This is a genomic window from Saccharomonospora amisosensis (genome assembly GCF_011761185.1).
In the GTDB taxonomy this organism is placed as follows: Bacteria; Actinomycetota; Actinomycetes; order Mycobacteriales; family Pseudonocardiaceae; genus Saccharomonospora_A; species Saccharomonospora_A amisosensis.
Map to the genome: position 1 here is coordinate 652917 of NZ_JAAOYM010000001.1, position 23003 is coordinate 675919.

Sequence of the window (23003 nt, forward strand, 5' to 3'; positions counted from 1 at the left end):
CCACCATCCCAGACTTCGACTCCCACGACCTGCGCGCGGCGGTGCTGCGGGCCTGGCGGGACTCGCCGACCCGGTTCACCGAGGACACCAACGCCGAGCACGACCTGCGAGTCGGCGGGTACCGCGACCGGCTGTTCGTCGAACTGGCACAGAACGCGGCCGATGCGGCCGCACAGGCCGGAGTCGAGGGCCGCATCAGGGTTCGGGTAATCGACGGTGAGCTGAGGGTCGCCAACACCGGCGCTCCACTGGACGCCGAAGGCGTGGCCTCGCTCGCCTCGCTGCGGGCCTCGGGCAAGCGCGGGGGCACGGTGGGCCGTTTCGGGGTCGGCTTCGCCGCGGTGCTGGCCGTCACCTCGCGCCCGCGAATCGTGTCCCGCAGCGGTGGGGTGTCGTTCTCGCAGACCCGCACCCGGGAAGCGGCTGGGCGGGAGGGTGACGTGCCGATCCTGCGGTTGCCGTGGCCGCTGCCGCCGACCGAGCCCCCGGTGCCGGATGGTTTCGACACCGAGGTCCGCCTGCCGCTGCGCCCTCCGCCGGGCGAGGTGCTCGAGTTGATCCGGTCCGAGGTCGCGGACCTGCTGCTGGCGCTGCCCGCGCTGACCGAGGTCGACGTGGAGGGACAGGTGTGGACCCGCCGCGACGACGGCGAACTCGTCGAGTTGACCTCACCGGACCAGCACCGCACCCGGTGGCTCACGCATCAGGGCGAGAGCTGTGTGTGGGCGGTTCCCGTTTCGGAAACCGGCGCGCCCGTGCCGATCACCGACGACGTGCTGCATGCTCCGACGCCGACCGACGAGCGGGTCAGCCTGCCCGCTCGCCTGCTGGCGTCGGTGGCGGTCGAGCCTTCCCGCCGTCGCGTGCTCGCGGGCGCCGAAAGCAGGCGGGCGTTGGCCGAGGCGGCCCGCGCCTACCCCGGCCTTGTCCGGCGGTTGCCGCCGCGACATCGGCTCGCGCTTGTGCCGCCCGCTGGCTTTCCGGCCTCGGAGGTGGACAGCACGCTGCGCGAGTTGCTCGTCCGGCGGCTGTCAGAGGATGAGTGGTTGCCCGCCGCGGTAGGCGGGGAGCTGGCAGGGGCACGTGCGAGGGTGCTCGGCCCCGACCTGCCCGACCTCGTCGAGTTGCTCGCCGACGTGGTGCCTGGGCTTGTCGCGGCCCCGCTGTGCGGCGGGCAGGCGGCGCGCACGCTCGCCTCGGTAGGCGCGAGCCCCGTTGACACCGCCGCGATCGTCGACGCGGTCACCGGCATCGAGCGCGACCCCGCCTGGTGGCGGCGGCTGTACGAGGTGCTGCTCGACGGGGTGGAGCGACACCAGGTCGCCGCCGACGAGCTCGGCGCGATGCCGGTGCCGCTGACCGACGGCCGCACCGTTGCCGGTCCCAGGACGGCGCTGCTGCTGGACGATGTGGACCTGGCCGGGGATCTGGACCTTGCAGGGCCTCGCGTGGTGCACCCGAGGGCGGCGCACCCGCTGCTCGAACGGCTCGGTGCGGTGCGCGCGGGTGCTGGTGAGCTGCTTCGCGACCCCGCGCTGCGGGAGGCGGTCGAGGGCAGCGTGGAGGATGCGCTGGCGGGTGTGGACGTGCTGCCGCTGGTGCGCACGGTGCTGCGGTTGGCGACGCGCGCCGTCGCCGAAGGGCTCGGCGCGCTTGCGTTGCCCGACCGCACAGGCGGCTGGCGGCGCGCCGACGAACTGGTGCTGCCCGGTTCCCGGCTGCTCGATGTGCTCGACACCGAGGCGATCGGTGCGCAGGCGCCACTGGATGTGCTCGACACCGACCTCGCGGCGCGCTGGCCCGCCGAGGTGTTGACGCAGGTTGGGGTACTCGACGGTTTCAAGGCGCCTGCCGAGGACGACGCCGAGAGCACCGGGGCGGGCGCCGACCCGCCCATCGCCGATCTCGACCTGGTCGCCGACGACGCCTGGCCGGGTGCGGTGCGGCTGCTCGCATCGGACCCGCGAACCAGGCGGGTGCTGGTGGAACCGAGCGGCCGGGTGCGGAGGTGGCTGGCGGACAACGCGCTGCTGGCCGGTCAGCCGCCAGGGCAGTGGCGGCTGCGCGACGCCGAGTCGTTGGCCGGGTTGTTCGATCCGGTTCCGGATGTTGACCTGCCCGGCGACCTGCTCGTGGCGATGGGTGTTCGCTCGGATCTGACTGTTGTGGACGGGCAGGACGCGGAGTGGTTGTGTGCCCGGCTCGCAGAGGAGGCCAGGTCGGTGCCGCCCGGTCTGGTGCTGCGGGCACATTCGGCGCTCTCGCGGGTTTCGCCGGAGGACGTGCGCCCGCCCGCCGCCGTGCGCACGCTCGACGGCTCCGTGACCGACGCCGCCGACGCCGTGGTGCTGGACGCGCCGTGGCTGCTGGGGCTGTGGCCGCACAGCGGGCTCGTCGCCACGCTCGACTTCGCCGAGGCTCCCGCGCTGGCCGACGTGCTCGACCTGCCGCTGGCGAGTGAGGAGACGACCGCGGAAGTGGAAAGCGAAGGCGAGTTCGTCGCCTGGCGGGAGTTACCCGCGATCGCCGAGGTCGCCGACCTGCTCGGTGTCGCCCCGGCGGAGGGCGGGCTGTTCGTGCACGAGACGCTCACCGTCGGCGGGCGCCCGGTTCCGTGGTGGTACGACACGGCACTGCACACCTCCGACACCGCGGAGGGGCTTGCAAGGGCCTTCGCGTGGGCCACCGAGCGCTGGCCACAACGGGCGCTGATCGCGGCGCTGCTCGACGATCCAGGGGCCGCCACGCTGCTCGGCTGAGCTCGCCGCCCCTACAGGCCGTGCGGCGTCGGGCGGGAACCGCGCCTTGCGGTGGCGCGCTGCCACAGCATGATGCCCATGCCCACGATGCCGAGGCCGCCGCCCGCCAGCGTCGTCCACAACCACACGCCCCGCACCCCAGTGATGAGCAGCACGGCGAAGGCGAGAAACCACAACACGGTGCCTAGGATCATCGGCGGCCAGAGGTTGACCAGTGACCTCGGCAGCTGCGGCGTGGGACGGAACCGCCCCTTGGTGCGGGAAGGGTCGCTGGGTACGTCCACGTGGGAAGGCTACCTCCGCCGTGTCGCTGCCGGTCCGAAGCGAGGCAGGTGAGTGATGGCAGAAGCGACCGCGGAGCGGAAGCTGAAGTCGCGACTGGACCGGTTCTTCCGGATCAGCGAGCGTGGCTCCACACCGGGCAGGGAGGTGCGCGGTGGGCTGGTGACGTTCGTGACGATGGCCTACATCATCGTGCTGAACCCGCTCATTCTCGGCAGCTTCTCCGAAGGGCCCGGCGCCAACGCGGACGCGACCGGGGCGATCCTGCCGGTCCCGCAGGTCGCGGCGGTGACGGCGCTGGTGGCGGGTGTGCTGACCATTCTGATGGGAGTGGTGGCGAACTATCCGTTCGCGTTGGCGGCCGGTCTCGGCATCAACGCACTCGTCGCGGTGAACATCGCGCCGCAGATGACCTGGCCTGCCGCCATGGGACTCGTCATGGTCAACGGCATCGTTGTGCTGCTGCTCGTGGTCACTGGGGTGCGCAAGATAGTGTTCAACGCGGTACCCGCGCAGCTCAAGGCGGGCATCGCGGTCGGGATCGGCCTGTTCATCAGCCTCATCGGTCTGGTCGACGCCGGCTTCGTGCGCCGCATCCCCGACGCGGCGGGCACCACGGTTCCGGTGGAGCTGGGCATCGGTGGCTCGATCGCGTCGTGGCCGACGGCGGTGTTCGTGGTGGGCCTCGTGATCATGGGCGTGCTGGTGGCCAGGAACGTCAAGGGCGCCATCCTGATCGGTGTGGTGGCGGCGACGGTGCTGTCGATCATCGTCGAGGCCGTCGCGGGCGTCGGTCCCTCCGGCGGCACGGACCCCAAGGGCTGGAACCTCGGCTATCCGGCGCTGCCGGAGGACGTCATCGGCCTGCCCGACCTGTCGCTGCTCGGCCAGGTGTCCTTCGACGCGTGGGTGCAGGTGCCCGCGCTCACTGCCGCGCTGTTCGTCTTCACCCTGGTGCTCACCGACTTCTTCGACACCATCGGAACGATGACCGGCCTCGGCAGGCAGGCGGGCCTGGTGAACCGCGACGGCCAGTTGCCCAACGTCGGCAAGACCCTGTTCGTCGACTCCCTCGGCGCCATCGCCGGTGGCGCGGCCTCGGCCAGTTCCAACACCGTCTACATCGAGTCGGCCTCCGGTATCGCGGAGGGCGCGAGGACGGGTCTGGCCAATGTGGTCACCGGGTTGCTGTTCATCGCCGCGATGTTCTTCACCCCGCTTTACGAGGTGGTGCCGATCGAGGCCGCCGCGCCCGCGCTGGTGGTTGTCGGCGCGCTGATGATCCGCCAGGTTGCCGACATCGACTTCCGGGACTTCTCGGTCGCGCTTCCCGCGTTTCTGACGATCGTGGTGATGCCGTTCACCTACTCGATCGCCAACGGTATCGGAGCGGGCTTCGTGAGCTACGTGCTCATCCAGGCCGCGACGGGGCACGCCAGGCGGGTCCACCCGCTGATGTGGGTCGTTTCCGCCACGTTCATCGTCTACTTCGGTTTGGGCCCGATCCGCGAGGCGCTCGGCGGCTGACCCGGATCGCCCGCCCAGTCGGCTCAGTCGGCTCAGTCGGCTCAGTCAGCTCTGCCGGCGGCGAGCGAGTCGGTGTCGATGGCAAGCAACTCCTGGAGTGCGGCCACGCCCGAGGGGGTCAGTCGCACGGCGCGGCCGGTGCCGATGCGCTTGACCCAGCCGTTGTCGAACATCCGCAGGCACAGCTTCGCGCCGGCGGCACCAGCCAGGTGCGAGCGGCGCTCTGTGGCGTCAAGGCAGCACTTCACCAGCGGTCTGCGGCCCGCCCGCAGCTCGTCGGGCGCGATCCGCAGCGCGCCGGTGAGCCAGTCCATGCCGTCGCCGGTAAGTGCGCAGCCGTGGGAAAGGTCGAGCAGCCCGCGAGCGGTCATCGCGTCGGTGATGGCCACGCCGAGCCTGCCGGCGAGGTGGTCGTAGCAGGTACGCCCGCTGGCCAGTGCCGAAGACGCCGCCGCCGTGCGCAGCGTGCGATGACGTTCGGCCGTGGGATCGAGGTGTGAGAGGAGCCCTTCGATCAGGTGGGCGGCTCTGTGGTCCGCGAGTCGCACGTAGCGGTGCCTGCCCTGCCTTCGCTCCCCGAGCAGTCCACCGGCGAGGAGCCGGTCGAGGTGTTCGCTCGCGGTCGCGGGTGCCACGCCCGCGAGCGAGGCCAGTTCACCCGCCGTCCAGGCCCTGCCGTCGAGCAGCGCGAGGCAGAACCGCGCGCGCGTGCGGTCGGCGAGCAGGCTTGCCAGCTCGGCGAGTTCGGCAGCGGACACGGCACGATTGTGCACCGGCGATGTTTCGGCGGCGACCGAACCGTCGCGACGCTAGCGTCGTGTCTCATGCTCACCGTCACCGACCCGGCAAGGGTCTACGCCATCCTGACCGATCCCCGCTACACCGTGCCCGCCGTCGCCGACGCGGCAGGATCCGGTGTCGCCTGGCTGCGGGCCAACGTTGCCAGGTTCGCGACACCTCGGCGGCATCGGCGGCTTCGCGCTCTCGCCGAGGCCGAACTCGCGACCGTGGCTCCCGGTGCACTGCGGTCGGCCGCGTGCGCGTGGCGCGGTGGGCGCACAGGGCCCGTGCCGCTGCTCGCCGAGGCGCTCGGTCTCCCGGTGGCCGCGGAGGATGTCGCGGTTGTCGCCCGGCACTACCAGCCACACACCGGGGTGCCGCCCGGTGAGGCCGACAACGCGATGAGTCGGCTCGCCGTGGCATGCCGGGGCGGGTACGGCGATGGTGACGAGCGCACCGCCGCCCGGATAGGGCTGCTCGTCCAGGCCTACGAGCCCACCAACCTCCTCGCCGAACGTGCGGTGCGGCGAGGCGGTTCCGCCCCGGTCGCCGAGGTGCTTGCCGCCGAGGCGCCGGTGCGGGAAACCAGGCGCTTCACGCCCACCGGTGAACCCGTCGTGCTGGATCTCGCCGCCGCCGCGCTGCCGTTTGGCGCGGGCGCGCACGCCTGCCCTGGCTGGGCACACGCGGTAGCCCTCGCGGAGGGCATGGTGGAGGGTACGGCGCAGGAGGGTGAGGGCAGGTGAGCGCACGGGCATTCCACGACCTGCACGCGGCAGCGCAGCCGCTCGTGCTCCCGAACGCGTGGGACTACGTGTCAGCGGCGTTGCTTGTGGACGCCGGGTTCGCGGCCATCGGCACCACCAGCCTCGGTGTCGCCGCCGCGCGCGGCCTTCCCGACGGGCACGGGATTACCAGGCAGGCCACCCTCGAACTCGGCCACCTGCTGGCCTCGTTGCCGTGCCTGGTCAGCGTGGACATCGAGGGCGGCTTCAGCGACGACCCCGGCCAGGTCGCCGACCTTGTCGAGGAACTGGCCTCCTCGGGGGTCGTCGGGGTCAACATCGAGGACGGCAGGGCCGACGGCACCCTGGCCGACCCGACGCGGCAGAGCGGGCTAATCGCTGCGGTCAAGACGCGTGTGCCGGACCTGTTCGTCAACGCACGGGTGGACAACTACTGGCTGAGTGTGGAGGCCGACGTGGGCGCGACGCTGGCGCGTGCCCGACGGTACGTGGACGCGGGTGCGGATGGCGTGTTCGTGCCAGGCAGGCTGGATGCCGCCACGGTCGAAGCGCTCGTGGCCGGGACGGCGGTGCCGCTGAACGTGTTGTACCTGCCGGATGGCCTCGGTACCGGTGAGCTGGCCGGGTTGGGTGTGCGCAGGATCAGCACGGGCTCGCTGCTGTTTCGCACGGCGGTGGCCGCCGCCGTACGGGCGGCGAGGACCGTCCGCGACGGTGGTACACCTTCCGAGAGGGCGCCCGGCTACGCCGACATCCAACGACTCTGCGATCGTAAGGTATGCTAAGGATGTGCCCGACCCCGTTTCCGACCGATCGTTGGCGAGCAGGCTGCGGCTCGCCGTGGTCAGGCTCAATCGCAGGCTGCGGGCACAGCGCACCGGTCAGGACCTTTCGCTGACCCAGATCTCCGCGCTGTCCACCGTGCACAAGTGCGGAGCGATGACGCCGGGTCAGCTCGCGGCGAAGGAAGGGGTCCAGCCGCCCTCGATGACGAGGGTGATCGCCGCGCTTGAGGATGCGGGCTACGTCGAGCGCAGCCCGCACCCCACCGACGGCAGGCAGGCGATCGTGGCGATCACCGAGAAGGGCCTTGACTACGTGCGGGCCATGATCTCGGTGCGCGAGGCGTGGCTGGACGACAGGTTGGGCGAGCTGAGCGGCGAGGAGCGCGAGGTGCTCTCCAAAGCCGCCGAGATCATCGACAGGATGGCGGGCAACGGCTGACGCCACGGACATCGTGGGAGGCGACAACACGGCGTGAGTATCACGGGTAGCGAAGCGAGAACCCAGCAACAACTTTCCGCTACCCGTGAACCGGCCGAACGCCCACCCTCCTCGGTCGGCCGTGGCATGTTCGCCTCGTTGCGCATCCGCAACTACCGGCTGTTCTTCAGCGGCCAGATCGTCTCCAACACCGGCACCTGGATGCAGCGTATCGCGCAGGACTGGCTGGTATTCGAGCTCAGCGGATACGACCCTGTGGCGCTCGGCGTCGCGGTCGCGTTGCAGTTCACCCCGACGCTGCTGCTCTCGCTGTGGGCAGGTGTGTTGGCCGACCGGGTCGACAAGCGCAAGCTGCTCATCGCGATCCAGACGGGCAACTTCGTGGTCGCGGGGGTGCTCGGGGTGCTCGACGTGACCGGCCTGGTGCAGCTGTGGCACGTCTACGCCCTGGCGTTTGGGCTCGGGGCGCTCTCGGCGATGGAGGTGCCGACCCGGCAGTCCTTCGTCGCCGAGATGGTCGGGCCGAGGCAGGTGCCCAACGCGGTGGCGCTGAACTCCTCGGTGTTCAACATGGCCAGGATCGTCGGCCCAGCCATCGCCGGGTTCGCGATCGTGCTGGTCGGCACCGGTTGGTTGTTCATCGCCAATGCGGTGAGCACGCTCGCGGTGATCGCCGGGCTCGCGCTGATGAGGCCCAAGGAGCTGTTCAGTGCGCCGGGCGTGGCACGTGCCAAGGGTCAGCTGCGGGAGGGGCTGCGTTACGTGCGCGGCCACCGTGAGTTGCTGCTGGTGCTGGTGCTGGTGTTCTTCGTCAGCACCTTCGGGATCACATTCTTCACCTCGCTCGCCATCGTCGCGGCCAACGTGTTCGACACCAGGGCCGACGGCTACGGGCTGCTGTCCACCGTGCTCGCCGTCGGCACGTTCACCGGTGCGTTGGCCTCGGCGCGGCGGGGCAGCAGGCGTGCCCCGAGCGTGCGGCTGTTGCTGCTTTCCGCGTTCGCGCTCGGCGCGATCGAGACGATCGCGGCCTTCATGCCGAGCTACGTGGCCTTCGCGGTTGCGCTGGTTCCGCTCGGGTTCGCCACCATCACGTTCCTCAACACCGCCAACGCGCTGGTGCAGACCTCGGTGGCACCGCGGATGCGCGGGCGGGTCATGGGGCTGTACGTGCTGGTGCTGATCGGCGGCAACCCGATCGGCGGCCCGATGACCGGGTGGCTGGCGGGCACGCTCGGCGGACGCTCGCCGTTCTACGTCGGCGGGCTGGCTGCCCTGGTGGCGGTCGTGGTGTGCGCGCTGGTGCTGAGGCGGGCTCGGAAAGCACCTCTTGCCACTGAAGTAAAGTTAGGCTAACCTTATTTGCGCCGCTTCGTGGTGGGAGCGGCGGTCAGTTCGGGAACGAACGAGGCCCTGTCCCGTAACCGCGGGACAGGGCCTCGTTTCTTGCTCAGGCGCTCAGGAAAGCAGCAGACCGTTGCGGCCCGCCTTGGCGTCCTCGAATCGCTTGCCGATCTCGGCCCAGTCGAAGATGTTCCACAGCGCGTTGACGTAGTCGGGCTTCACGTTCTTGTACTGCAGGTAGAACGCGTGCTCCCACACGTCGACCAGCAGGATCGGAACCGTGGGCAGGACGAGGTTGTTGTGGTGGTCGCGAAGCTGCTGGGTGATCAGCGTCTTGCCGATCGGGTCCCACGACAGCGCCCCCCAGCCGTTGCCCTGGATCGTGGTGCACACGGCGTTGAACTGCGCCTTGAACTTGTCGAACGAGCCGAAGGCGTCGTCGATCGCCGCGGCCAGTTCGCCCGTCGGCTTGTCGCCACCGTTGGGCGAAAGGATCTTCCACCACACGACGTGGTTGGCGTGCCCGGCCAGGTTGAACGCCAGGGTGGTCTCGAGGCCCACGATGGAGCCGAAGTCGTTCGCGTCACGGGCCGCGGCGAGCTTCTCCAGCGTCTGGTTCGCGCCGTTGACGTAGGTCTGGTGGTGCTTGGTGTGGTGCAGTTCGTTGATCTCACCCGAGATGTGCGGCTCGAGGGCGCCGTAGTCGTAATCGAGGTCAGGAAGCTCGTACGTGGCCATTGGCCCTCCTTGTAAGCGTTTCGTGCCAAGCCTTCTCAGCTGCCAACCTAGTAGCCGTGGTCGTACTCGGCTAACCGGGGCGTGCGGAGTTGACCTTGCTACGTCGAGCTAGGTCGAGGTCAAGGTGTTGTTAGCGCCGCCACACGACTCATGCCGCACTGTGTGCCGCCGTCGCGGCCGCGAGCTCGGTGAGCACGGAGATGTTCAGTTCGAACGCCAGCAGCGTCTCGTCCACAATGCGCCGCCGCTCGCCCGCGTCCCACCCGGCGTTGTCGAGCAGGTGGCGGTAGCGCTTGCGGAAGGCATGCGGGTTGCCCACCCGGGAGAAGTCGTAGAACCGCGCGCCCGCGCCGCTGATGCCGTAACGGCGCCGCAGCAGCGACCCGACCACCTGGCCGCCAGCCAGGTCGCCGAGGTATCGCGTGTAGTGATGGGCGACGTAGCCGCCAGGCCATTCGAAGGCCACCTCGCGCATCCTGCGCACGTACTTCTCGGTGGCGGGCAACGGGCTGGCCGTGTGCCGCCATTCCGGGCCGGCAAGGAACTCGAGGTCCTCGCTGAGCGCGGGCAGCCGGTACAACTCGTCGAGCACGAAGGGCGCCCCGACCGCGTCGCAGGCCATGGCCTCGCTCGCCTGCTCGAGCGTGCGGTAGATGAAGTAGTACTGCTCCGCCAGCCTCGTGTAGCTGCGAAGCGGAAGCCTGCCGTCCAGCAGGGCGGTCATGAAGGTGGAATGGTGCGCGCGCTCGTGCACCTGCCTTGTGGACTCGCGCAACTGTTGCGAGAACGACTCGGGCACCGTCATCACGCCCTCCCCGGATCTGACAGCCTGTCATAAAGATCGTAGGAGAGAAATCGCGGCAGGGCGAGCCCGTCAGCGGGTGGCGGTACGATCCACCCCGACCGCGCGAAGTACGAACGAGACCGCCGAGGCGATCGCGTCCTCCAGCTGGCCAGGCGGTACGTCCACCACCTGCCTGGCGCCAAGCGCCGCCATGATCATCGGAACGACGATGTCGGGGTCCTGTTGTGGCAGCAGCCCCGAGCGCACGCCGTCGACGAGTGCGGCTCGCAACTGCTCGGTGATGGGGTCGGCGTGGGCGGCCACCCTGCGATAGGTTGCCGGAGCCAGCGCGGACACCAGCGTGCTGCCGGGTGGCAGGTGGTAGTCCGCGAGCGTGCGCAGTTGCAGCCGCACGAACGTGGCCAGCCGCTGCACCGGGTCGGTGGTGGCGGCCAACTCCGCACGCAACCGCTCGACATAGTCGGCGGCCTCGTGCTCGACGAAGGCGACCAGCAGGTGTTCCTTGTCGGGAAAGTGGTTGTACATCGCGGTGCGGCCGACTCCCGCCTCCGCCGCGACGCCCGCGAGGGTGATGGCGTCGAACCCGCGCTCGTAAAGCTGGTTGCGTAGCGCGTCGAACACCTTCGCCCTCACCCGCGCGCGATGCTCCGGCAGCGAGTCACCGATGATCTTGGGCATACGCGCACCTCCCGAGGGCCGGAATCCGTCAGGTTAGCGGCCACTCGTGGACCGGCTCACCCGCCTCGGCCAGTTCGAGGTAGGCGCGCAACATCGTGGCCAGCGCCGTGTCCCGGTCCAAGCCGCGCTCCTGCGCTCTGGCCACGGTCTCGCGCTGCCAGGTGCTGCCACTGCGCCGCGCGATACAGCGCCGCTCGATCACTCCGAGATACCGGTCGGCCACGTCGGTGGAGACATCGGAGTTCCGCAGACCCTGCCTCGCCAGCGGCAGCAGCACCCGCAACACCAGTTCGTCAGGAGGAACCCAGCCGATACCCGGCCAGTACAGCCGTGCGTCGAAGCCGTTGCGGGCACCGGTGTAGAGGTTCTCCTCCGCGGCCTGGAAGGACATCTGCGTCCACACCGGTCTTTCCTGCTCGGCCAGTGCCCGCTGCGTTCCGTAGAAAAACGCGGCGTTGGCCATCATGTCGACCACGGTCGGCCCCGCGGGCAGCACCCGGTTCTCCACGCGCAGGTGCGGCTTGCCGTCCACGACGTCGTACACCGGCCGGTTCCAGCGCCACACCGTGCCGTTGTGCAGCCGCAGCTCGGTCAGATTCGGCACCTCGCCCGATTCCAGCGCCTCCATGGGGTCCTCGTCGTCGGTCTCGGGAAGCAACCCGGGGAAGTAACGGACGTTCTCCTCGAAAAGGTCGAAGATGGAGGTGATCCACCGTTCGCCGAACCACACCCTCGGCCGCACCCCCTGGTTCTTCAGCTCTTCGGGCCGGGTGTCGGTCGCCTGCAGGAAAAGCGGGATGCGCGTCTCGTGCCACAGTGCCTTGCCGAGCAGGAAAGGTGAGTTGGCTCCCAGCGCCACCTGCACGCCCGCAAGGCATTGAGCGGCGTTCCAGTGCGCGGCGAACTCCTCCGGCGCCACCTGCAGATGTAGCTGGACCGACGTGCAGGCCGCCTCGGGCAGGATCGAGTCCGCGAAGCTGCGCAGCCGTTCCGGTGGCCTGCCCGCGAGCCCGGTGCCATCCAGCGAGAGCAGGGTCTGCTCGCCACGGGAGGCGAGGATCTGGTCGTTGAGCAGAGAGTAGCGCGCGCTGTTGGTGAGCCACTTCTGGTCGAAGTGCTCCTGCCGCAGTGTCGGCAGGATGCCGATGGGCGCGATCAACGAACCCGCCTGCCTGGCTTTGGCTCTGGCCTTGTCCAGGTAGGCGTACAGATCCTGCTCCAGCCGCAGCGCGGAGTCGCCGTCCAGCGGCCGGGGCGGCACGTTCAGCTCGATGTTGTGCTGTGAGAGTTCGGTTGTGAACAGCGGGTCGTCGAGCGTGTCGAGAACGGCCGCGTTCGACATCGAAGGCCGCATCGTCTCGTCGACCAGATTCAGCTCCACTTCAAGGCCGATGTGCTTGCGCGGGAACGAGAAGCTGCCGTCGGAGAGCATCCGCGCGAGGGTGTCGAGACAGCGCTGTACCTTGCGGCGATACCGCCCTCGATCCCTGGGATTGAAGGAGCCCGGTGCCACGTCCTTACCCATGAGGGCATCCCTTTTCGTCCTCAGCCTTGGCTCCCCGACCGCCTCGGCGTTTCCCCTGCCAGGCGGCAACGTTGGCACATGCCGGGGGCCAGAGCTAGCGGCCAATCTGGTGCCGTCCGTCAACCGTGCTTCACTTAGCGCAAGCTGGCGCCGTTCGCAGGATCGGGTTACCCAGCATTCGGAGCACTGACCCCTGTACGCGCGGAGGATGCGAAACTCGGCAGGTGGCCCAGATGATCTACGTCAACGAGGCGGCCGATCCCCGACTCGACGACTTCCGTGACCTCACCACCGCCGATCGCAGGCCGGACCGGCCGGGTGGTAGGGGTCTGGTGATCGCCGAGGGGACCGTGGTGGTGCGCAGGCTGCTCGCCTCGCCGTACCGGCCACTCGCCGTACTCGGCGTGCGGCGAAGAGTCGAGGAACTGGCCGACGATCTGGCCGAGTTGACGGTACCCGCCTATGTCACTTCCTCGGAGGTGATGGCCGCGGTCGTTGGGTTCCACCTCAACCGCGGCGTGCTCGCCGTCGCCGACCGGGTGCCGCCGCCGACGGTCGAGAGTGTCGTCGCCGACGCCAGGGTGCTCGCCGTGCTGGAGGGCGTCGGCGACCACGAGAACCTGGGTTCACTTTTTCGCAACGCGGCCGCGTTCGGCGTTGACGGCGTGCTGCTCGGGCCCGGCTGCGCCGACCCGCTGTACCGGCGCAGCGTTCGGGTCTCAATGGGCAACGTGCTTCGGGTGCCGTTCACCGCGCTGCCCGACTGGCCGAGGGCACTGCTGGGGCTGCGCCGGCGCGGGTTCACCGTCGCGGCGCTGACCCCGAGACCCGACGCGGTCGACTTGCGTAGGCTGCCTGACGGCGCGACAGGCAGGGTGGCGGTGTTGCTCGGGTCGGAGGGGCACGGCCTTTCGGAGCAGGCGATCGCGGCGGCGGAGCTGGCCGTGCGCATTCCGATGGCACCGGGTGTCGACTCGCTCAACGTGGCGACGGCGGCCGCGGTCGCCTTCTACGAGCTGACGGCGCTCGCGCACCCGGGTCACCCGGCGATCGCGACGCCTCGACCGCGGCAGCGAACTGATGGGGGAACGGTTGGCCAGTGAGGTGGAGCTGCGAGTCCGCGGCGAGCGGGCGGTGCTCACCGGCACCGGCGGCGGCCGCGAGGCCGATCCGCACCAAGTGGCGCTGGGCGCCGGGCTGGCCGAGGCCCTGCACGAGTGGGCACACGTCGCCGCCGCCGTGCGCCGTAGCGGTAACGGCGCGGGTGGTGAGGTCGTGTCGCGCAGGGGCAGGCAACTCGCGGGCAGGGTGGCCGCCGCGCTCGGGGTGCCGGTGAGCTACCTGGACCCGGTAACCGGGCGAGCGCTGCGGGTGCTACCGCCGCGTCGGCAACCGCCGGTAGCGCCTGCGCGCGGCGACGGATCGACCCCATGGGGCACCGGGCTGACCGTGGCCGCCTTCTTCGCGGTCCTGGCGGTCGTGGCGATTCTCGCGCTGGCACGTGCGCTGGCACACGAGACGGCAGGCTGGGTGGCGGTCGCGGCGACCGCCGTGGTCTCCGCCGGGCTGGCGCCCTCGCTGTGGCTGGCCCGGTCTGTGCCAATCGTTCGCTGGATCGCGCTGGGCGTGGCAACGGGTGTCGGGCTGTCCTGGGCAGGAGTGTTGCTCACCGTGGTCGGCTGAGCCGGAACCCGGCGAGCCGGGCTCGAAAGTGTCGAGACCACAATCACCCGGGTCCCGACGGCCCGACGTTCGAGGTACTCGCGGTAGTCGCTGTCGGAGCCGGTCACCCACTGTCGAGTGGACTCCAAGTGGATTGTCCGAACTGCACTGTTTACTTTGCGTAATGAAATAACGCTGTTGCGGGGCTTTTCGTGAGCCTCGGCCACCCCAACGGCTGGCCGCCGAACGGGTAGTTCTGAGCGGCAGGTAGTTTTGGCCACATGGCTTCGCTGAACAACAATGACGTCCGCAATGTCGTGGTAACTGGGGGCTGTGGCTTCATAGGGCGTGCTGTTGTCGCCGCGTTCAGACGAAAAGGCGCACGCGTCACCATCGTCGACAGGGAACCGGTGACGGTGGCCGACGAGGGTGTCGTCGCCGTCCAAGGCGACCTCGCCGACCCGGAGGTCAGAGAGCGAGCCATCCTGCCGGGTACGGACGGCATCATCCACCTCGCCGCCGTGACGTCGGTGTTGCGCTCGGTGGAGATGCCTGCCAAGACTTACTCGGAGAACGTGGCGATCACCCACGAGCTGCTCGAGCTCGCCAGGATGCACGGGGTGCGCAGGTTCATCCTGGCCTCCACCAACGCCGTGGTCGGCGACGTGGGCGAGGCCACCATCACCGAGGACATGCCGCTGGCGCCACTGACGCCCTACGGGGCGACCAAGGCCGCCTGTGAGATGCTGCTTTCCGGCTACGCGGGCGCGTACGACATGGCTACGTGCGCGCTGCGGTTCACCAACGTCTACGGGCCCGGGATGAGTCACAAGGACAGCTTCGTGCCTCGGCTGATGCGCGCCGCCCTGCGCGACGAAGGCGTGCGCGTCTACGGCGACGGCACGCAGCGCCGCGATCTGGTGTTCATCGACGACATCGTGCGCGCGATCGAACTCGCCTGGGACGCCGAGCACGTCGGCAGGGCCATCGTCGGCGCGGGCAGGTCGGTTTCGGTGCTCGAACTCATCGATACCGTCCGCGAGGTCACCGGTTGCCCGATTCCGGTGCGGCACGTGCCCGCACCCGGTGGCGAGATGCCCGCCGTGGTCGTCGACGTCTCCCGCAGCGCCCAGACCATCGGCTACCAGCCGCGGTACAGCCTGCGCGACGGGCTGGCGGCCACCTGGCAGTACTTCCTCGAGCACGACAGGCAGAAAGTGTTCGAGTGAGCGGGTTGCTCCGTCGCCACTGGCTGCTGCTCGTCCTACTCGCGGGTGGCGTCACGCTGCGTGTGCTGACCTGGCTGGCCTACCAGCCAGCCCTGCTGTATATCGACACGTTCCGCTACCTGAACAACCTCGAACAGTTAAGACCGACCGATCTGAACCCGCTCGGCTACACGGTCGTGCTCAAGGGCTTGTTGCACATCGGTGGGCTGGGTTTCGTAGCGGCCGTACAGCACCTCGTCGGTGTGCTCATGGCGTTGGCGCTGTACCGGCTCACCCTGCGCTACACCGACCGCACCTGGCTGGCGGCGCTGGTAGCCGCGCCGGTACTGCTCGACGGCTATCAGCTCCAGATCGAAGAGCTGATCATGTCGGAGATCTGGTTCCAGGCCCTGCTGGTGGCCGTGCTCTGGGTGTTGCTCTCCAAGGGGGAACCGGGCTGGCAGCGGGCCGGGATCGCCGGCCTGCTGCTCGGAGCCGCCGTGGTCACCCGAACGATCGGGATCACCATGGTGGTGCCGGTGGCGGTGTACCTGGTGCTGGCGGGTGGAGCGTGGCGCAGCAAGGCGGGCTGGAAACGCATCGGCGTTCGTACCCTCGCCGGTGTGCTGGGGCTTGCGATCGTGCTCGGCTCCTACGCGAGCTACTTCCGCTCCCAGTCAGGCCACTGGGGGTTGACCGGTGCACAGGGCAACGTGCTGTACGGGCGTACTGCGGCCATCGCCGACTGTGGCGTGCTCCCGCCTGAGGACAAGACCCTGCAGCGGTTCTGCCCGCCTGAGCCGATGGACGAGCGGCTGTCCATCGACTACTACACACACTTCCGGTACGGCGATCCGGCATGGCCGGGCCCGCTGCCTCCCGGGCGGAGCAAGCGGGAACTCGCCCAGGAGTTCGCGACGACTATCATCCGCGAGCAGCCGGTGGACTTCACCCTTGCCGTGCTCGGCGACTTCGCCAAGAACTTCGACCCGGTCAAGGAAACAGCGCCGGGTGATGTACCAGTGGAACGTTGGCAGTTCCAGACCTCCTACCCGTACTACAACATTGGGACGGCAACCGTGGAGAAGTACAACGCGACGACGCTTGCGTTCGACGGCGTGCTGCCGAGCGTCAACGTCGAGTTCGCGTCCTTCCTGCGCGATTATCAACTGGGCGGTGGCTACACCTGGGGCCCAGCGCTCGCGCTCGCGGCACTGTTCGGAGTGCTCGGTGCGTTGGGGGTGGGCCGGGCCCGCAACTCGGGCCTGCGTTCGGCCGCGTTCCTGGCGACGGGCGGCGGGCTGATCATCCTGCTCGGCTCCGCCGCCTTCGAGTTCTCCTGGCGCTACCAGATCCCCGCGCTGGTGCTTGTGCCGCTGGGTGGGGCGCTCGGGCTGGCGGCGATGCTCGGCTGGGGGCGGACGCGGCCGGGGTCGACCGGGCGGCGACCCAAGATGGCCGACTTCCCCGACGACGTCGACTCAGCGGCTGTCGCGGACTTCAAGCAGCGCTACGGTGACAACCCGCTTACCCCGCTCGTGGTGGTCATCGCCGCCTACAACGAGGAAAAGGGCATCGGGACGGTACTGCGGGAGATGCCGTCGCACTGCGGCGACCTTCCGGTCTCGACACTGGTCGTGGTGGACGGTGCCACCGACAACACCGCCGAGGTCGCCGAGGCAGCGGGGGCCTACGTCTGCGTCGCGTCACAGAACCGGGGTCAGGGCGGTGCGCTGCGGCTCGGCTACCACCTCGCCGCGGACTGTGGGGCGAAGTACGTCGTCACCACCGACGCCGACGGTCAGTACGACAACAACGAGATGCCGTTGCTGGTCAAACCACTGCTGGACGGCTCGGCCGACTTCGTCACGGGGTCGCGCAGGTTGGGTTCCTACGAGCACGACAGCACGGTCCGCTGGCTCGGTGTGCGGGTGTTCGCGGTGCTGGCCTCGATCCTGACGTTGCGTAAGATCACCGACACCTCGTTCGGGTTCAGGGCGATGCCTGCCGAACTGGCGACGTCGGTCACACTACGAGAGCCGCAGTACCAGTCCTCGGAACTGCTGCTCGGGGTGATGGCTCGCGGCGCTCGCGTGCTCGAGGTGCCGATGAGTATGCGGCTGCGCAACAATGGTGCCAGCAAGAAGGGCCGCAGCCTGATGTACGGCGCGAACTACGCCAGGGTCATGACCGGGACGTGGCTGCGCGAGTACGTGCTCCGCCGGCGAACACCAGCCGGTCGAGCAGTGCGAACTTCAGGATGAACACCAGCGAGTAGCTGGCGAGGAAGGCCGCGTCGAGCACGATGATGCGCACGAACCCCGAGATCCGGAGTGGCTCGGTGATCCAGCCCGCCACCGTGGTGAGGCCGACGGAGGCGAGTCCGGCCGCTCCTATCACGGCGAAGTACGGCATCAGTTCGCGTGCGACCTGCGGCTTTCCCTTCCTGCCCCAGGCCCAGCTACGGGCGAGGAAGTAGTTCGGGATGGCCCCCGCCACGAACGCGACGGCGCTGGCCAGCGAGGGGGTCGCGCCCCACCAGAGAAGGCCGATGAGGGTGACCTGGCTGATGGAGGTGGCCACGATGGAGCTGGTCGCCGCACGGAACAGCCGGACGAGCAGCCGAGGCCGGGATGCCGACGGCTGCCCCGGCGGAGGAGCGGCGGCAGTAGCGGTGCTCACACCAGCTATTGTGCACTCCGCCATCGGAGTGGTGTCAGCCGCGTCCCCTTTCGTGACAGTGGGTTGCCCTGCGCCCATCCGTGGTACAAGGTGGACCCGGTCAGGTAACAGGTGCGTCTAGGATCAAATCCGGCGCACGTTCGTGTAACGATCTGGAGGCAGTCGAGTCGTGCGAGTCCTCGTTCTCGGTGGTGACGGATATCTGGGGTGGCCGACAGCCCTGCACCTTTCGGACTGCGGCCACGAAACGGCCGTCCTGGACAACTTCGCCCGCAGAAAGTACGACGAGGAGCTTGGTTCCGGCAGCCTCGTCCCGATCGAGGACCTCGAGGTCCGCGTGCAGGCATGGAAGGAGGTTTCCGGCAAGGAGATGCCCCTGTACGTGGGGGACCTGCTGGACGCCGACTTCGTGTACCGCGTGGTTCGCGAGTTCCGACCGGACACGATCGTCCACTTCGCGGAGCAGCGGGCCGCACCCTATTCGATGATCGACCGTGAGCACGCGGTCTACACCCAGCACAACAACGTCATCGGCAACCTCAACGTGATGTACGCCATCGCCGAGATCAACCCCGAGATCCACCTGGTGAAGCTCGGGACGATGGGCGAGTACGGCACGCCGAACATCGACATCGAGGAAGGCTGGATCGAGATCGAGCACAACGGTCGCAAGGACCGGATGCTCTACCCGAAGAAGCCCGGCTCGTTCTACCACCTCAGCAAGGTGCACGATTCGCACAACATCGAGTTCGGCTGCCGGATCTGGGGCATGCGCGCGACGGACCTGAACCAGGGCGTCGTGTACGGACAGACCACCGCGCAGACGGCGCGTGACTCCCGGCTGGCCACCCGGCTGGACTACGACGCCGTGTTCGGTACGGTGCTGAACCGTTTCATCATCCAGGCCGTCCTCGGTCAGCCGCTCACCGTGTACGGCAAGGGTGGGCAGACCCGAGGGATGCTGGACATCCGCGACACCGTGGAGTGCATCCGCCTGGCCGTGGAGAACCCCGCTGACCGGGGTGAGTTCCGGGTGTTCAACCAGATGACCGAGAGCTTCTCGGTGCAGCAGGTCGCCGAGCTGGTGGCCGAGACGTTCCCCGGGCCGGTGCAGATCGACCACCTGGAAAACCCGAGGTGGGAGCTCGCCGAGCACTACTACAACGTCAAGCACACCGGTCTTGTGGAACTCGGACTGAAGCCGCACCTGCTCTCCGACACGCTGATCGAGTCGCTTTTCCCGATCGTGGAGGAGAACAAGCACCGGGTGAACATGGAAAACATGCTGCCCAAGGTGAAGTGGGCCAGCGCCAAGAACTAGCCCGCACGCAGGACAACGAGAAGGGGCCGCTCATCGTCACACTCGATGAGCGGCCCTTCTCTTTCGGTCTGGCTCAACCGCGCTGGCTTCGTACGCCCAGCAGCACGTCCTCCCACGCGGGCACCGCCGGGTGGTTCTTCTTCCTCGACGACTTCGGCTTCGCCTGTTGCGCGGGCCGCTCCTTCGGTTCGGCCTTTGGTTTGCCCTGGTTCTCGGGCTCCTTGGCCTGCACCTGGGGCAGCTCTGCGGTGTCGTCCTGCTGCGGCTCCCTCGGCTCCTTGATGGGGGCCTCGATCACCTTCGCGCTCGGACGCTCGTCGAGCAGAGGCTGCTCGGCCTCAGCCTGCTCGGCCGAGTCGTCCGTCCTCGCCTCCACTGCCCTTGGCGTGCGGTGCGAGTTCGGGTCCAGCAGCGCCTCGGCCAACTCGTCGAGCGCCGTCACGGTCCCGCCGTGGGCGCCAGGGGAGAACGACCAGTGTGCCCGGTTCTCCGAACGGCCCGCCTTCCAGTGCAGCCCGACGACCCACTTGCCGTCGTCACCACGCCACGAGTCCCACGTGGCCTGCGAGTAGTCCTGCCCGCGCAGCCCGAACGAGTGCGCAACCACTTCGCCGAGCGTCTGCACGTCCGGACCGTCCTCGCGCGTGGGGTGCGCCTGCTGGGCGAGCTGCGCGGTGCGGGAGCGTTCCAGCAGCACCGGATAGGCGAAGCGTTCGACGCGTTGCAGCGGCACACCTGCCACGGCGGCGACCTGCTCGACGGACTCGCCCGCGCGGATACGGGCCTGGATTTCGCGTGGGCGCATCTGGCTCTCCAGCTCGATCTCGATCTGGCCGAGGCGGGTGATGTCACCACGAGCGGCCGCGCGCAGCCGTTCGTCCGCGGGTAGGAGGAACTGCTCACGGCGTGCCGGGTCCTCGCACACGATGGACTTGCCGTCCTCGTGCAACCCGACTACCCGCAGCGTTCGCATTCCCGCCTCCCGAGACTCACCTGGCGTGGGTGTCAACGGTAGATCGGCGCGTCGCCTTGACGGGCGAGGCGCGCCGAACTACCGCGAACATCCGTTGTCGATCGTGCTGGACACGTCCGCGTCGATCATGACCGACGCGCCGCACATCCGCACCCCCGATAAGGGGAATTCTCGTGAGGTCGGTTGCGTGGCTTCAGCCTGCGAGCCGCTCCACAACCCACTCGACGCTGCGGGTCAGCGCGGTGATGTCGTCGGGTTCGATGGCGGGGAACATCCCTACCCGTAGCTGGTTGCGGCCCAGCTTGCGGTACGGCTCGACGTCCACGATGTCGTTGTTGCGCAGCACCTTGGCCACCGTCGCCGCGTCGACGTCGTCGCTGAAGTCGATGGTGCCGACGACCTGCGACCGAAGCGAGGGGTCGGACACGAACGGCGTGGTGTATGCCGTCTTCTCCGCCCACTCGTACAGCCTGTTCGAGGACTCGCGCGTGCGCGCCGTTGTCCACTCCAGGCCGCCGTTGCCCAGCATCCACTCGATCTGGTCGGCCAGCAGGAACAGTGTGGTTACCGCCGGGGTGTTGTAGGTCTGGTTCTTGCGGGAGTTGTCCAGCGCGGTCGGCAGCGACAAGAACTCCGGCACCCACCGCTGCGAGGCGCCGATCTCGCCGACCCGCTCGATCGCCGAGGGCGACATCAGTGCGAGCCACAGCCCACCGTCGGAGGCGAACGACTTCTGCGGCGCGAAGTAGTACACGTCGAAGTCCTCGGCGTTGACAGGCAGCCCACCGGCGCCCGAGGTGGCGTCGATGGTGACCAGCGCGCCGTCGCTGCCGTCCGGCCTGCGTACCGGCACCGCGACACCCGTCGAGGTCTCGTTGTGTGCCCAGGCCACCACGTCGGCGCCCTGCTGGAAGGCGATGTCAGGTGCGCTGCCCGGCTCGGCGCTGACCACGATGGAGTCGGCGAGGAACGGTGCCTTGTCGGTCACTGTCGCGAACTTGCTGGAGAACTCGCCGTAGGTGAAGTGCTGGGCGCGCTCGCGTACCAGACCGAACGCGGCCGCGTCCCAAAACGCCGTTGTCCCACCGTTGCCCAGCACGACCTCGTAGCCGTCGGGGAGTCCGAACAGCTCGGTCAAACCCGTGCGGACCCTGCCCACGAGCGACTTGACCGGCTGCTGCCTGTGGGAGGTGCCGAGGACGCTCGCCCCTTGCTTCGCGAGATGGATGAGCTGCTCGTGCCGGACCTTGGACGGTCCGCAACCGAACCGGCCGTCGGCGGGCTTGAGGTCTGCGGGAAGTGTCAACTCAGCGGCATCGGTCATACGGCTAGTGTTTCACGCCCGCCAGCCTGCCTCGTCCACCCCGCCTGGCACCGGGGCCGACGGGTCGTAGGGGGTGCGCGTGAAGACGAACGTCGCGAGGTCCAGGTGGTGCGGTCTGCCTTCGGTGTCGCGGTGCACCGTGAGGGTTTCGCCCGCGTAGTAGCCGTCCAGTCCCAGCCAGCGGTCCCGGTCGAGCGGCCGGAACCGGGAGGCTCGACCGGGACCTCCCGCGGGTGTGAGGTCGAGCCAGCCGCTGGGCAGTATCCGCAGGTGGTACGGGGAGGGGCCCCAGTGCCACAACCCGGTGAGCTCCAACAGCGCCTGGTCGATCCTTGCGGGTCGCCACTGCTGCGGCAGCGGCGGCTCGTGCTCGTCGGCCAGCGCGATGAGGTCGGCCGCCAGCGAAAGAATGCCCACACCGGAGGTGGTGTTGGTCAGTGCGACCGCGCCGGTCTGGGTCGCGGGGTCGATGAGGGTGCACGCGAGGAAGCCCGGCATCGAGCCGGTGTGGCCAGCCAGCCGCTTGCCGCCGACGCGGGCCAGTTGCAGTCCGAGCCCGTAGCCTGCCGTCCACGGCCCGCTGTCGTCGATGACGGCGGCCTCCCGCATCTCGGCCACCGTGTCGGGGTGCAGCACCTCACCCGTTCGCCCACCCACGAACGCCGTCCAGTGGGCGAGGTCGCGGACGCAGGACCACAGTTGGCCCGCGGGCGCCATCGCGCCGGCGTCGTAGGCCGGTTCCGGTAGCACGACATCGGCGAAGGGGTGCACGGCGAGGCCCCGCGCATACGATCCGCTCGGTTGGTCGGTGGTGCGGGACATTCCGAGCGGGTTGAGCACCTCCGCCCGCACGGCGTCGAGCCAGCTCGCGCCGCGCAGCCGGGCGACGAGTTCGCCGAGCGCGCCGTAGCCGAGGTTGGAGTAGTGGAATCGCCTGCCGGGTCGGTGCTTGAGGTCTTCGCCGGTCAGTTCGGCGCTGAGGTCGGACCAGTCGCCACCCTGGCTGCGTTCCCACCAGGTGCCGGGTGACTCGGACCCGACGCCACCGGCGTGGCTGAGCAGCTGGCCGACGGTCGCCTCGCCGAAGGTGGTGCCGGGTACATGCTTGTCGAGCGGGTCGTTGAGATCGAGTTTGCCCTCGTCGCGCAGCCGCATCACGACGACGGCCACCATGGATTTGGTGATCGATCCGATCCGGTACAGCGTGACCTCGTCGGGTGTGGCGTCGTCGACGAACCCGCGCGCGCCTGACCAGACGATCGCGGCGTCCCTGATCACCGCGGCCACGAGCGAGGGCGCCCTGCCGGTGGCCTGTTCGGTGGCGACGCGCCGGAACAGCGCGAACTCGGTGGTTGGCAGCATGGCGTCATTCTGCCGCCTGCAGGTCGGATGCGCCCCGCGCGACCCACCGCCTTGTTGACAGGT

At 69.0% G+C, this 23003-nt stretch carries 21 protein-coding genes; 11 read left to right on the forward strand and 10 right to left on the reverse strand.

The window, feature by feature from the left end:
* The first annotated feature begins 41 nt into the window (after positions 1-41).
* Complete coding sequence (locus FHU38_RS03280; RefSeq protein WP_313886653.1) at positions 42-2759, forward strand: sacsin N-terminal ATP-binding-like domain-containing protein; 2718 nt, start codon at positions 42-44, stop codon at positions 2757-2759.
* Between the two features lie 11 nt (positions 2760-2770).
* Here the strand turns inward: FHU38_RS03280 and FHU38_RS03285 are convergent, their stop codons facing one another.
* Positions 2771-3043: a DUF2530 domain-containing protein gene (locus FHU38_RS03285; RefSeq protein WP_167166359.1), complete on the reverse strand. Its 273-nt coding sequence runs from the start codon at positions 3041-3043 to the stop codon at positions 2771-2773.
* Between the two features lie 55 nt (positions 3044-3098).
* Between FHU38_RS03285 and FHU38_RS03290 the strand changes: the two genes are divergently transcribed.
* Positions 3099-4568, forward strand: coding sequence for an NCS2 family permease (locus FHU38_RS03290; protein WP_167166361.1), 1470 nt, complete (start codon positions 3099-3101; stop codon positions 4566-4568).
* A 41-nt stretch (positions 4569-4609) separates the two neighbouring features.
* On the opposite strand, the gene FHU38_RS03295 is transcribed toward FHU38_RS03290, so the two are convergent.
* Entirely contained in the window at positions 4610-5326 is a 717-nt protein-coding gene (locus FHU38_RS03295; protein WP_167166363.1) for an ArsR/SmtB family transcription factor, read from the reverse strand.
* Positions 5327-5392: 66 nt separating this feature from the next.
* Between FHU38_RS03295 and FHU38_RS03300 the strand changes: the two genes are divergently transcribed.
* The 4 genes from FHU38_RS03300 to FHU38_RS03315 are packed head-to-tail and all read left to right on the forward strand — an operon-like array spanning position 5393 to position 8674.
* Positions 5393-6094, forward strand: coding sequence for a hypothetical protein (locus tag FHU38_RS03300; RefSeq protein WP_167166365.1), 702 nt, complete (start codon positions 5393-5395; stop codon positions 6092-6094).
* Positions 6091-6879 carry an isocitrate lyase/PEP mutase family protein gene (locus FHU38_RS03305; RefSeq protein WP_167166367.1) on the forward strand — a complete coding sequence of 263 codons (789 nt, stop codon included), beginning with the start codon at positions 6091-6093 and terminating at the stop codon, positions 6877-6879. Before FHU38_RS03300 ends, FHU38_RS03305 begins: the two co-directional genes overlap by 4 nt.
* Before the next feature lie 4 nt (positions 6880-6883).
* Entirely contained in the window at positions 6884-7318 is a 435-nt protein-coding gene (locus FHU38_RS03310; RefSeq protein WP_167166369.1) for a MarR family winged helix-turn-helix transcriptional regulator, read from the forward strand.
* Between the two features lie 33 nt (positions 7319-7351).
* A complete protein-coding gene (locus FHU38_RS03315; RefSeq protein WP_167166371.1) occupies positions 7352-8674 on the forward strand; it encodes an MFS transporter in 1323 nt (440 codons plus the stop codon).
* Between the two features lie 102 nt (positions 8675-8776).
* On the opposite strand, the gene FHU38_RS03320 is transcribed toward FHU38_RS03315, so the two are convergent.
* The 4 genes from FHU38_RS03320 to FHU38_RS03335 form a co-directional block, all read right to left on the reverse strand.
* Positions 8777-9400 carry a superoxide dismutase gene (locus FHU38_RS03320; protein WP_167166373.1) on the reverse strand — a complete coding sequence of 208 codons (624 nt, stop codon included), beginning with the start codon at positions 9398-9400 and terminating at the stop codon, positions 8777-8779.
* A gap of 148 nt (positions 9401-9548) precedes the next feature.
* Positions 9549-10205 carry a biliverdin-producing heme oxygenase gene (locus FHU38_RS03325; protein WP_167166375.1) on the reverse strand — a complete coding sequence of 219 codons (657 nt, stop codon included), beginning with the start codon at positions 10203-10205 and terminating at the stop codon, positions 9549-9551.
* A 69-nt stretch (positions 10206-10274) separates the two neighbouring features.
* Positions 10275-10883, reverse strand: coding sequence for a TetR/AcrR family transcriptional regulator (locus FHU38_RS03330; protein ID WP_167166377.1), 609 nt, complete (start codon positions 10881-10883; stop codon positions 10275-10277).
* 28 nt (positions 10884-10911) lie between these two features.
* Positions 10912-12408, reverse strand: a complete 1497-nt coding sequence (locus FHU38_RS03335) for a glutamate-cysteine ligase family protein (protein WP_167166379.1) — start codon at positions 12406-12408, stop codon at positions 10912-10914.
* A gap of 233 nt (positions 12409-12641) precedes the next feature.
* On the opposite strand from FHU38_RS03335, the gene FHU38_RS03340 reads away from it, so the two are divergent.
* The 4 genes from FHU38_RS03340 (at position 12642) to FHU38_RS03355 (ending at position 17542) form a co-directional block, all read left to right on the forward strand.
* Positions 12642-13511: a TrmH family RNA methyltransferase gene (locus FHU38_RS03340; protein WP_208415535.1), complete on the forward strand. Its 870-nt coding sequence runs from the start codon at positions 12642-12644 to the stop codon at positions 13509-13511.
* Complete coding sequence (locus FHU38_RS03345) at positions 13489-14091, forward strand: DUF2537 domain-containing protein (RefSeq protein WP_208415536.1); 603 nt, start codon at positions 13489-13491, stop codon at positions 14089-14091. The genes FHU38_RS03340 and FHU38_RS03345 overlap by 23 nt, the downstream gene beginning before the upstream one ends.
* A 260-nt stretch (positions 14092-14351) precedes the next feature.
* On the forward strand, positions 14352-15299 hold the full coding sequence (locus FHU38_RS03350) for an NAD-dependent epimerase/dehydratase family protein (protein ID WP_167166383.1): 948 nt from the start codon (positions 14352-14354) through the stop codon (positions 15297-15299).
* Entirely contained in the window at positions 15296-17542 is a 2247-nt protein-coding gene (locus FHU38_RS03355; protein WP_167166385.1) for a glycosyltransferase family 2 protein, read from the forward strand. Before FHU38_RS03350 ends, FHU38_RS03355 begins: the two co-directional genes overlap by 4 nt.
* On the opposite strand, the gene FHU38_RS03360 is transcribed toward FHU38_RS03355, so the two are convergent.
* Positions 17463-17984: a GtrA family protein gene (locus FHU38_RS03360; protein ID WP_167166387.1), complete on the reverse strand. Its 522-nt coding sequence runs from the start codon at positions 17982-17984 to the stop codon at positions 17463-17465. The genes FHU38_RS03355 and FHU38_RS03360 overlap by 80 nt on opposite strands.
* A 145-nt stretch (positions 17985-18129) precedes the next feature.
* Between FHU38_RS03360 and FHU38_RS03365 the strand changes: the two genes are divergently transcribed.
* Complete coding sequence (locus tag FHU38_RS03365) at positions 18130-19281, forward strand: NAD-dependent epimerase/dehydratase family protein (protein ID WP_167166389.1); 1152 nt, start codon at positions 18130-18132, stop codon at positions 19279-19281.
* A 73-nt stretch (positions 19282-19354) separates the two neighbouring features.
* Here the strand turns inward: FHU38_RS03365 and sepH are convergent, their stop codons facing one another.
* The 3 genes from sepH to FHU38_RS03380 form a co-directional block, all read right to left on the reverse strand.
* Entirely contained in the window at positions 19355-20254 is a 900-nt protein-coding gene (gene sepH / locus FHU38_RS03370; protein WP_167166390.1) for a septation protein SepH, read from the reverse strand.
* A gap of 193 nt (positions 20255-20447) precedes the next feature.
* Complete coding sequence (gene serC / locus FHU38_RS03375; RefSeq protein ID WP_167166392.1) at positions 20448-21578, reverse strand: phosphoserine transaminase; 1131 nt, start codon at positions 21576-21578, stop codon at positions 20448-20450.
* 12 nt (positions 21579-21590) lie between these two features.
* Positions 21591-22940: a serine hydrolase domain-containing protein gene (locus FHU38_RS03380; protein WP_167166395.1), complete on the reverse strand. Its 1350-nt coding sequence runs from the start codon at positions 22938-22940 to the stop codon at positions 21591-21593.
* Between the last annotated feature and the right edge of the window lie 63 nt (positions 22941-23003).

Bases quoted from the DNA above. Each gene is read 5' to 3' on its own strand.
- FHU38_RS03290 (WP_167166361.1), top strand. From the start codon at position 3,099: ATGGCAGAAGCGACCGCGGAGCGGAAGCTGAAGTCGCGACTGGACCGG.
- FHU38_RS03300 (WP_167166365.1), top strand. From the start codon at position 5,393: ATGCTCACCGTCACCGACCCGGCAAGGGTCTACGCCATCCTGACCGAT.
- FHU38_RS03320 (WP_167166373.1), bottom strand. From the start codon at position 9,400: ATGGCCACGTACGAGCTTCCTGACCTCGATTACGACTACGGCGCCCTC.
- FHU38_RS03325 (WP_167166375.1), bottom strand. From the start codon at position 10,205: ATGACGGTGCCCGAGTCGTTCTCGCAACAGTTGCGCGAGTCCACAAGG.
- FHU38_RS03330 (WP_167166377.1), bottom strand. From the start codon at position 10,883: ATGCCCAAGATCATCGGTGACTCGCTGCCGGAGCATCGCGCGCGGGTG.
- FHU38_RS03335 (WP_167166379.1), bottom strand. From the start codon at position 12,408: ATGGGTAAGGACGTGGCACCGGGCTCCTTCAATCCCAGGGATCGAGGG.
- FHU38_RS03340 (WP_208415535.1), top strand. From the start codon at position 12,642: ATGATCTACGTCAACGAGGCGGCCGATCCCCGACTCGACGACTTCCGT.
- FHU38_RS03345 (WP_208415536.1), top strand. From the start codon at position 13,489: ATGGGGGAACGGTTGGCCAGTGAGGTGGAGCTGCGAGTCCGCGGCGAG.
- FHU38_RS03350 (WP_167166383.1), top strand. From the start codon at position 14,352: ATGGCTTCGCTGAACAACAATGACGTCCGCAATGTCGTGGTAACTGGG.
- FHU38_RS03360 (WP_167166387.1), bottom strand. From the start codon at position 17,984: ATGGCGGAGTGCACAATAGCTGGTGTGAGCACCGCTACTGCCGCCGCT.
- sepH (WP_167166390.1), bottom strand. From the start codon at position 20,254: ATGCGAACGCTGCGGGTAGTCGGGTTGCACGAGGACGGCAAGTCCATC.
- serC (WP_167166392.1), bottom strand. From the start codon at position 21,578: ATGACCGATGCCGCTGAGTTGACACTTCCCGCAGACCTCAAGCCCGCC.
- FHU38_RS03380 (WP_167166395.1), bottom strand. From the start codon at position 22,940: ATGCTGCCAACCACCGAGTTCGCGCTGTTCCGGCGCGTCGCCACCGAA.